At 66.8% G+C, this 8,087-nt stretch carries 8 protein-coding genes and 1 pseudogene; 5 read left to right on the plus strand and 4 right to left on the minus strand.

Annotated features, from left to right (window positions below; genetic code table 11):
* Window positions 1-185 precede the first annotated feature (185 nt).
* The 4 genes from manD to AC1RRV_RS17855 all read left to right on the plus strand — a co-directional run bounded on the left by manD (window position 186) and on the right by AC1RRV_RS17855 (window position 4,527).
* Window positions 186-1,397, plus strand: a complete 1,212-nt coding sequence (gene manD / locus AC1RRV_RS17840) for a D-mannonate dehydratase ManD (RefSeq protein ID WP_492860985.1) — start codon at window positions 186-188, stop codon at window positions 1,395-1,397.
* Window positions 1,398-1,405: 8 nt separating this feature from the next.
* Window positions 1,406-2,821 carry a glucuronate isomerase gene (gene uxaC, locus AC1RRV_RS17845; protein WP_492861134.1) on the plus strand — a complete coding sequence of 472 codons (1,416 nt, stop codon included), beginning with the start codon at window positions 1,406-1,408 and terminating at the stop codon, window positions 2,819-2,821.
* Between the two features lie 106 nt (window positions 2,822-2,927).
* Entirely contained in the window at window positions 2,928-3,677 is a 750-nt protein-coding gene (locus AC1RRV_RS17850) for a FadR/GntR family transcriptional regulator (RefSeq protein ID WP_492860986.1), read from the plus strand.
* Between the two features lie 193 nt (window positions 3,678-3,870).
* Window positions 3,871-4,527, plus strand: a complete 657-nt coding sequence (locus AC1RRV_RS17855; protein ID WP_492860987.1) for a helix-turn-helix domain-containing protein — start codon at window positions 3,871-3,873, stop codon at window positions 4,525-4,527.
* Between the two features lie 37 nt (window positions 4,528-4,564).
* Here AC1RRV_RS17855 and AC1RRV_RS17860 read toward each other — a convergent pair.
* A pseudogene (locus tag AC1RRV_RS17860) lies at window positions 4,565-4,657 on the minus strand (hypothetical protein); the annotation flags it as partial.
* A 48-nt stretch (window positions 4,658-4,705) separates the two neighbouring features.
* Here AC1RRV_RS17860 and AC1RRV_RS17865 point away from each other — a divergent pair.
* Complete coding sequence (locus AC1RRV_RS17865) at window positions 4,706-5,821, plus strand: acyltransferase family protein (protein ID WP_492860988.1); 1,116 nt, start codon at window positions 4,706-4,708, stop codon at window positions 5,819-5,821.
* Between the two features lie 139 nt (window positions 5,822-5,960).
* Here AC1RRV_RS17865 and AC1RRV_RS17870 read toward each other — a convergent pair whose 3' ends face one another.
* The 3 genes from AC1RRV_RS17870 to AC1RRV_RS17880 form a co-directional block, all read right to left on the minus strand.
* The gene (locus AC1RRV_RS17870; RefSeq protein WP_492860989.1) at window positions 5,961-6,665 is read right to left on the minus strand and encodes an HAD family hydrolase; all 705 of its coding nucleotides are present in this window, start codon (window positions 6,663-6,665) and stop codon (window positions 5,961-5,963) included.
* 39 nt (window positions 6,666-6,704) lie between these two features.
* Complete coding sequence (locus AC1RRV_RS17875) at window positions 6,705-7,430, minus strand: transposase (protein ID WP_492860990.1); 726 nt, start codon at window positions 7,428-7,430, stop codon at window positions 6,705-6,707.
* Window positions 7,431-7,550: 120 nt separating this feature from the next.
* Window positions 7,551-8,018 (minus strand): SseB family protein, encoded by a 468-nt coding sequence (locus tag AC1RRV_RS17880; RefSeq protein WP_492860991.1) that lies wholly within the window; start codon window positions 8,016-8,018, stop codon window positions 7,551-7,553.
* Window positions 8,019-8,087: the final 69 nt, after the last annotated feature.

Below are 8,087 nucleotides of genomic sequence, written 5' to 3' on the forward strand. Positions count from 1 at the left end.
GTTGTGTCTCGACAGCGCCGTCAAAGGTCGGGACACTACTTTTGTAGTGGTCAGACCACCGGGTTGACAACCCTCATGGTAGCGGTAAACCGGTATTCAGGGAGGAAGATGGACGTATCGCGCCTGGCTCATGGCGCGTCCGCGATCTTCGGCCCCGCCCCCATTGGTCCCAACCAAAGCGTTTCATGCCCAAGATCATCGCCGCCAAGACCATCGTCACATGTCCGGGGCGCAATTTCGTCACCCTGAAGATCATGACCGACGAAGGCGTGTACGGCATCGGCGACGCCACGCTGAACGGCCGCGAACTGGCGGTCGAGGCCTATCTCTCCCAGCACGTCATCCCCTGCCTGATCGGCCGCGACGCCCATCAGATCGAGGACATCTGGCAGTATCTCTACAAGGGCGCCTACTGGCGGCGCGGGCCCGTGACCATGGCCGCCATCGCCGCGGTCGACACGGCGCTTTGGGACATCAAGGGCAAGATCGCCGGCCTGCCGGTCTACCAGCTGCTGGGCGGCGCCTGCCGCACCGGGGTCATGGTCTATGGCCACGCCAATGGCGAGACGATCGAGGAGACCCTCGACAACGCCGCCCACTATGCCGAGCAGGGCTACAAGGCCATCCGCCTGCAGACCGGCGTGCCGGGCATGAGCGGCACCTACGGCGTCTCCAAGGACAAGTTCTTCTACGAGCCGGCGGACAGCGACCTGCCCAAGGAGACCCTGTGGTCGACCGAGCGCTACATGCGCAGCACCCCCGCCCTGTTCGAGGCCGCCCGCGAGCGGCTGGGGCATGAGCTGCACCTGCTGCACGACGTCCACCACCGCCTGACGCCCATCGAGGCCGGCCGGCTGGGCAAGGATCTGGAGCCCTACCGCCTGTTCTGGATGGAGGACGCCACCCCGGCCGAGAACCAGGCCAGCTTCCGCCTGATCCGCCGGCACACCACCACGCCGCTGGCCGTCGGTGAGATCTTCAACTCGATCTGGGACTGCAAGCAGCTGATCGAAGAGCAGCTGATCGACTACATCCGCGCCACGGTGGTCCACGCCGGCGGCATCAGCCACCTGAAGAAGCTGGCCAGCTTCGCCGATCTGCACCACGTACGCACCGGCTGCCACGGAGCCACCGACCTGTCGCCGATCTGCATGGGCGCGGCCCTGCACTTCGACCTGTCGATCCCCAATTTCGGCGTCCAGGAATATATGCGCCACACGCCCGAGACCGACGCGGTCTTCCCCCATGCCTACAGCTTCAAGGACGGCATGATGCATCCGGGCGAGGCGCCGGGTCTGGGCGTCGACATCGACGAGGCGCTGGCCGCCAAGTATCCGTACCAGCGCGCCTATCTGCCGGTGGCCCGCCGTCTCGACGGCTCGATGCACGACTGGTGATCCCCAAAGTGGCCCACGCGCTCTCGCTGCATCCCGACCGCCTGTTCCCCGCCGACCCGCACATGCGCGACATCGCGCGGCGGCTGTACGGCCGGATCAAGGACCTGCCGATCGTCAGCCCGCACGGCCACACCGATCCCAGCTGGTTCTCGAACAACGAACCCTTCGCCAATCCGGCCGAGCTGCTGATCATCCCCGACCACTATGTCTTCCGCATGCTCTACAGCCAGGGCGTGGCGCTGGAGGACCTGGGCATTCCCCGCGTCGACGGCGGGCCAGTCGAGACCGATCCCCGGGCCATCTGGCGGCGCTTCGCCGAGCGCTACCACCTGCTGCGCGGCACCCCCTCGCGGATGTGGCACGACTGGGTCTATGCCGAGGTGTTCGGCCTGCGCGAGCGGCTCTGCGCCGAGACCGCCGACCGCTATTACGACACCATCGACGCGGCGCTGAAGCGGCCCGAGTTCCTGCCCCGGGCCCTGTTCGAACGCTTCAACATCGAGGTGATCGCCACCACCGAGAGCCCGGTCGACAGCCTGGACCACCACCACGCCATCGCCGCCTCGGGCTGGAAGGGCAAGGTGGTCACCGCCTATCGCCCCGACAATGTCGTCGACCCCGAGCATCCGGACTTCGCCGACAGCCTGAAGCGCTTCGGCCAGATCACCGGCGAGGATGTCGCCACCTACGACGGCTACCTGCGGGCCCATGAGAAGCGCCGCGCCGACTTCATCGCCGCCGGGGCCACCTCCAGCGATCACGGCCATCCCAGCGCTTTCACGGCCAACCTGCCGGACGCCGAGGTCCGCGCCCTGTTCGCCCGGGTGATCGGCGGCAATCCCTCCCCGGCCGACGCCGAGCTGTTCCGAGGCCACATGCTGGTCGAGATGGCGCGGATGAGCACCCAGGACGGCCTCGTCCTGCAGATCCACCCGGGCTGTTTCCGCAGCCACAACCAGGGGGTCTTCGAGCGCTTCGGGCGCGACAAGGGCGCCGACATTCCGGTAGCCACCGAATACGTCCAGGCGCTGAAGCCGCTACTGAACCGCTACGGTAACGACCCGCGCCTGACGATCATCGTCTTCACCCTGGACGAGACCAGCTACAGCCGAGAGCTTGCTCCGCTGGCCGGCCACTATCCGGCGATGCGCCTGGGTCCGGCCTGGTGGTTCCACGACAGCCCCGAGGGCATGCGCCGCTTCCGCGAGCAGACCACCGAGACGGCGGGCTTCTACAATACGGTCGGCTTCAACGACGATACGCGGGCCTTCCTGTCGATCCCGGCGCGCCATGACGTCGCCCGGCGGATGGACTGCGTCTGGCTGGCTCAACTGGTCGCCGAGCACCGCATGGACGAGGACGAGGCCCACGAGGTCGCCCACCAACTGGCCTATGATCTGGCCAAGAGGGCCTACAAACTCTGACCAATCCGACGAAAAGCGCGAAAAAGTAGGACAAAACGGCCCGGTCTCCGTGGTAGGAATCACGAACGCCGTCAATCGCCACGCGTCTTTTCGAGCTCCCGCCGACATGTCTGACAACGTCAAGCTCTACCGCAAGATCGCCGACTCCGTGGCCGACTCGATCGAAGCCGGTCAGTACAAGCTGGGCGACCGCCTGCCGACCGAGCGCGAGCTGGCCGAACAGTTCGGGGTCAGCCGCCCCACCCTCCGTGAAGCGATGATCGCCCTGGAAATGCTGGGCATGATCGAGGCCCGTCACGGCCTGGGCATCTATGTCACCGGCAATGTCCGCCCCGTCGCCCCGTCGGCCGAGATGGACTTCGAGATCGGGGCCTTCGAACTGATCGAGGCCCGCCGCCTGTTCGAGGGCGAGGCCGCCGCCCTGGCCGCCACCTCGATCAGCGACGAGCAGATCGCCGTGCTGGAAGGCCTGCTGCAGCGGATGCACGAGGAAGAGGAAATCAGCGGCGAGGGCGCCGATCGTGAATTCCACCTGACCATCGCCCGCGCGACCGGCAACGGCGCGATCATCGCCACGATCGAGAACCTCTGGGACTGGCGCAACCGCTCGCCCCTGGCCCGCAACATCCTGACCCGCGCCCGCGGCATGGGCCTGGAGCCCCGCATCGTCGAGCACCGCCGGGTGGTCGACGCCTTGAAGGCCCACGATCCCGGCGCGGCCCGCCAGGCCATGCGCGACCACCTGGAGCGCGTCATCGACCACCTGCTGCACGCCACCGAGACCGAAGCCGTCCAACGCGCCCAGCAAGAGACCAAGGCCCGCCGCACCGCCATCGCCAAGAGGGTGGCGATCTAGGATCGCTTCCTTGATCCTCCCCCTAGCGGGGGAGGTGTCGGCTCGAAGAGACGACGGAGGGGGAAGAGGCCGGGTCAGGCGAACTTCCCCCTCCGGTCCTTCGGACCACCTCCCCCGCTGGGGGGAGGATTTTGATCCCCCGCATGACACCGCTTTAACTGGCGCGGCCTCCCGGCCCGGCTAACCTCCCCTCATGCACCCGCCGCTCCGGCACACCCTGACCGGCGACGCCATTCCGCGTCACCTGCACGCCCGGCCCTATGCGGCCGTGGTGCTGGCGGGCGGCTATGAGGAGGCCGGCGAGCGCGGGCGGTGGCGGGTCGAGGCCGGCGACGTGCTGGTCCACGCCGCCTTCAGCGCCCACTGCAACCCCGCCCCGGCCCGGCGCGCCGTCGTCCTGAACCTGCCGCTGGCCGAGGTCCCGGACCTGGCGATCGCCCGCATCGCCGATCCGGACGCCCTGGTCCGCCTGGCCGAGCGCGATCCCACCGCCGCCTCGGCCTGGCTGGCGCGCGGCTGGACCGCCGGCCGCCCCGCCCTCGACGACGCCCCCGACCGCATGGCCGCCGCCCTGTCCGACGCCGGCGACCTCGGCGTCGAGGCCTGGGCCCGCGCCCACGGCGTCGCCCGCGAAACCGCCTTCCGCTGGTTCCGCCAGGTCTATGGCGTCGGCCCGGCCCGCTACCGGGTCGAGGCCCGGGCGCGGCGGGCCTGGGGGATGATCACCGGCGGGATGACGTCGCTGGCGGACATCGCGGCGGAGGCCGGGTTTTCGGACCAGGCCCACATGACCCGGGACGTGAAGGCCCTGACCGGCCGATCGCCGGGCGCGTGGCGATCGATCGCCTAGTTATCGGTTCAAAAGGCCTCGTCATCCCGGGCGGCGTAGCCGACCCGGGACCCAGGGGCCGGCGCACTGCATTTGCCCCTGGGTCCCGGCTCTCCGCTTCGCTACGGCCGGGATGACGAGGTTTGTTGCGTCAGGGCGGTCGCTTGACCATCGGCGCGCGCCACCCCACCACTTCACCATGCTGAAGCTGCCCCCCCTGAAACCCGACTCCGACCAGATGCTGCATCTGGACGCCCTGCGCATCGTGGGCGCCGTCATGATCGTGGTGTTCCACTTCAACCGGTTCATCAATCTGGACGGCCGCTGGCAAGCGGTGGACGACACGGTCAAGAGCTTCAGCCTGATCGTCGACCTGTTCTTCCTGATCTCCGGCTACGTCATGGCGGCGATCTATACCGGCCGCATCACCACCTTCGCCAAGTACCGAGACTTCCTACAGAAGCGGGTGGCGCGGCTGGGACCGTTGCACTGGCTGACCTTGCTGGTCTTCATCGTCATCGCCGCCCTCGGCTGGGCGGGCGCGATCAACGAGCGCGACGCCTCGCGCTACGACGTCGGCTGCATCGCCCAGAACGTGCTGTTCATCCACGCCTGGGGGACCTGCGAAGCCCAGACCTGGAACTTCGTCAGCTGGGCGATCAGCGCCGAGATGGGGCTCTATATCGCCCTGCCCCTGCTCTTTCGCATTACCGCCTTGGGCCGCTGGCCCACCGCCGCCGTGGCGCTCGGCAGCCTGGCGCTGCTGCTGTGGATCTCGCGGACCGGGACGCCCTTCTCGCAGTGGACCTACGACTTCGGCGTCGCCCGCGCCGTGCCGGGCTTCATGCTGGGCATGCTGGCGTTCCAGATGCGCGACCTGCTGGGCAAGCTGCCCCTGGCCCGCTTCGTCATGTGGGCCCTGGTGGCGGCGTTCTTCGCGGCTTCCTGGGCCGGGGCGTCGCGGACCTCCCTGCTGCTGCTGGTCTACGCCATCGGCCTGGCCGGGGTGGCGGCCGACGCGGCCGGCGTCCAGGGCGGGGTGAGCCGGGCCATGGCCCCGTGGGCGCAGCTCAGCTTCAGCCTCTACCTGCTGCACCCGATCGCCCTGAAGATCGCCCTCAACTGGGTCGGCTTCGGGACCTGGCATCTGAACGGCGACGCCATGCGGCTGTGGTGCCTGTTCTGGGTCATCGCCCTGTTCCCGATCGCCTATCTCTCGCTGGTCGCGTTCGAGCGACCCGCGCGGGATTGGGTGGCCAAGTTGGGCAAGGCCAAGACGGCGCTGAAGGGCGCCGGCCCGCAGGTCGCGCCGTAAAGCTCCCTCTCTCTTAGAGAGAGGGTTGGGGTGAGTGGTTACGGAGCTCGACGGAGTGCCGGCACGCCGTCAACCGGCGTAACCACTCACCCTCCCACGCCTTCGGCGCGGGCCCCTCCCTCTCTCTCAGAGAGAGGGATCAGGATTGGGCGATCCCATCCACCCAGCCCGGCAGCTCGCCGATATTGGCCAGCTCGGCATAGCGCTCATGCCCCTCCGGCGCCTCGGCGGCCTCATGGGCCCAGACCAGGGGATAGGGGATCAGGGCGCTCCAGCAGCCCGCCTCCAGCGCCGGCAGGATGTCGGACTTCATCGAATTGCCGGCCATCACCGCCTGGGCCGCGCCCGTGCCGTAGCGGTCGAAGACCCGGCGGTAGGTGCCCGCGTCCTTCTCGGACACGATCTCGACGGCGACGAAATAGTCGCCCAGCCCCGACGAGGCCAGCTTCTGCTCTTGGTGCAGCAGGTCGCCCTTGGTGATCAGGATCAGGCGATAGCGGTCCGACAGCTCGGCCAGGGCCTTTTCGACGCCGGGCAGCGGCTCGATCGGCTCGGTCAGCATCTCGCGGCCCACGGCCAGGATCTCGCGGATCACCCGGGTGTCGACCGCGCCGTCGGTGACCTCCAGCGCCGTCTCGATCATCGACAGGGTGAAGCCCTTGGCCCCGTAGCCATAGACCCGCAGGTTCCGCTTCTCGACGGCCAGCAGCTGGCGCTCGATCTTCTCGGCGTCGCCGTGCTCGGACAGCAGCTCCAGGAACCGCGCGTGGGACAGCCTGAACTTGCTCTCGCAGTGCCAGAGGGTGTCGTCGGCGTCGACGCCGACGGTGGTGATTGAAGTCATGGGGCGAAATCTAGCACCGGATATCGCATAAGGATATCCTTATGCCGACCTTGTGGGCGCGTGGGCGGACGGTGACAGTGCATTCAATTCTTGTTTCAGCTTGCGCCCCCGCTTGGCGGGACTGAGCGAGCGACCTGATCGGCGCTCCAGATCCTCGAGGAACGCCGCGCCGCCCACCGGCCGCCCGATGGTCTCGGCGCGTCGCAGGCTCGACGACAGCGCCTCGTCCTCGCCGTCGGCGATCGTCGCGGCGAAGTCTGGATAGCGCGACAGCACCGGCTCGGTGCGGGTCAAACCGTCGCCCCGCCCGGGGTCGAGGCATGCCCGCAGGCTCGACCAGGGCCAGTCCGCGGCGCGCTCGACCAACCGCGCCCGCACGGGGTTGAGCGCGACATAGCGCAAGGCCGCGCCCAGATGCGCCTCGTCCATCGCCACGCAGCCGAAACGGCCCTGCCAGAAATGGCCGGTGCGCCCCTCCCGCCCATGGATGACGCCGGCACAGCGACGGTGTGTCGGCGCCGGGCAGCGACGCAGGCCGTCGGGGTCGGAAGGGACCAGGATCAGGTGGACGTGGTTGGGCATCAGCACCCAACCCCAGACCTCGACGCCCGCCTTGGCGGCGTTCTCGGCGAGCAAGTCGCGATAGAGTTGATAGTCCGCCTCGCCAAAGAACGTCCGCGCCCGACCATTGCCACGCTGCGTGACATGGTGGGGAACGCCTTCGAAGACCGTGCGCGCTAGTCGGGCCCTGCGCGACGCTGGCACGGCGAGGATTTGGCGTCAATTAATGCACTGTCACCGTAATTCCGTAATTCTGCTCCTTGTAATGATAGAGCGGAGCTTCCCAGAGTAGGAGCCCGTCAGGCACAAAGCACAGGTCAGCGCCTAAATTGCCTGCTTGGCGGATTCTCGTTTTTGCAACAGCTTCGAAACAACTTCGGCCTTTATAAAAGCCGAAGGAGACAATCCAGAGTTAACAACTACAGGCAACCCCTTTGCAAGCTTTAGCGCCATGTTGCCCGGCATATATATGTACGGAACAGAACCAAACCTCTCAACGAGACGCTTCTTTCCCGTGTACAACGCCATGGCCTCACGACCGTTGTCCTTAATCGTTAGATAGGAAATATTATTTAGATCTCGAATCTCACCGTTTTCGGTAAGTGTTTCTTTCGAAACAACCAAATAAACTGGCGCATCCATAAGGACGTCATTTAGTCCTTTTCCGGATGGCGCTTTTCCTTGGGATGAGAGGACCAGCGCTACCTCAAGTTCGTTCTCCGGCTTGATATAGCCTGCCGAAATATTTGAAGGCCCGCTACAGGCCAAAACGCCTATGGCGACAAGCGTCACCGCGATACCCACAAAAAGCTTACCTGCTCGTCGCCATACTAAATGACACATGAACGATTGAACTCCCTA

Source organism: Caulobacter sp. GW821-FHT11E10, from assembly GCF_058808375.1.

Excerpts from the sequence above, each read along its gene's own strand:
- manD (WP_492860985.1), top strand. The coding sequence starts at position 186 with ATGCCCAAGATCATCGCCGCCAAGACCATCGTCACATGTCCGGGGCGC.
- AC1RRV_RS17850 (WP_492860986.1), top strand. The coding sequence starts at position 2,928 with ATGTCTGACAACGTCAAGCTCTACCGCAAGATCGCCGACTCCGTGGCC.
- AC1RRV_RS17855 (WP_492860987.1), top strand. The coding sequence starts at position 3,871 with ATGCACCCGCCGCTCCGGCACACCCTGACCGGCGACGCCATTCCGCGT.
- AC1RRV_RS17865 (WP_492860988.1), top strand. The coding sequence starts at position 4,706 with ATGCTGAAGCTGCCCCCCCTGAAACCCGACTCCGACCAGATGCTGCAT.
- AC1RRV_RS17870 (WP_492860989.1), bottom strand. The coding sequence starts at position 6,665 with ATGACTTCAATCACCACCGTCGGCGTCGACGCCGACGACACCCTCTGG.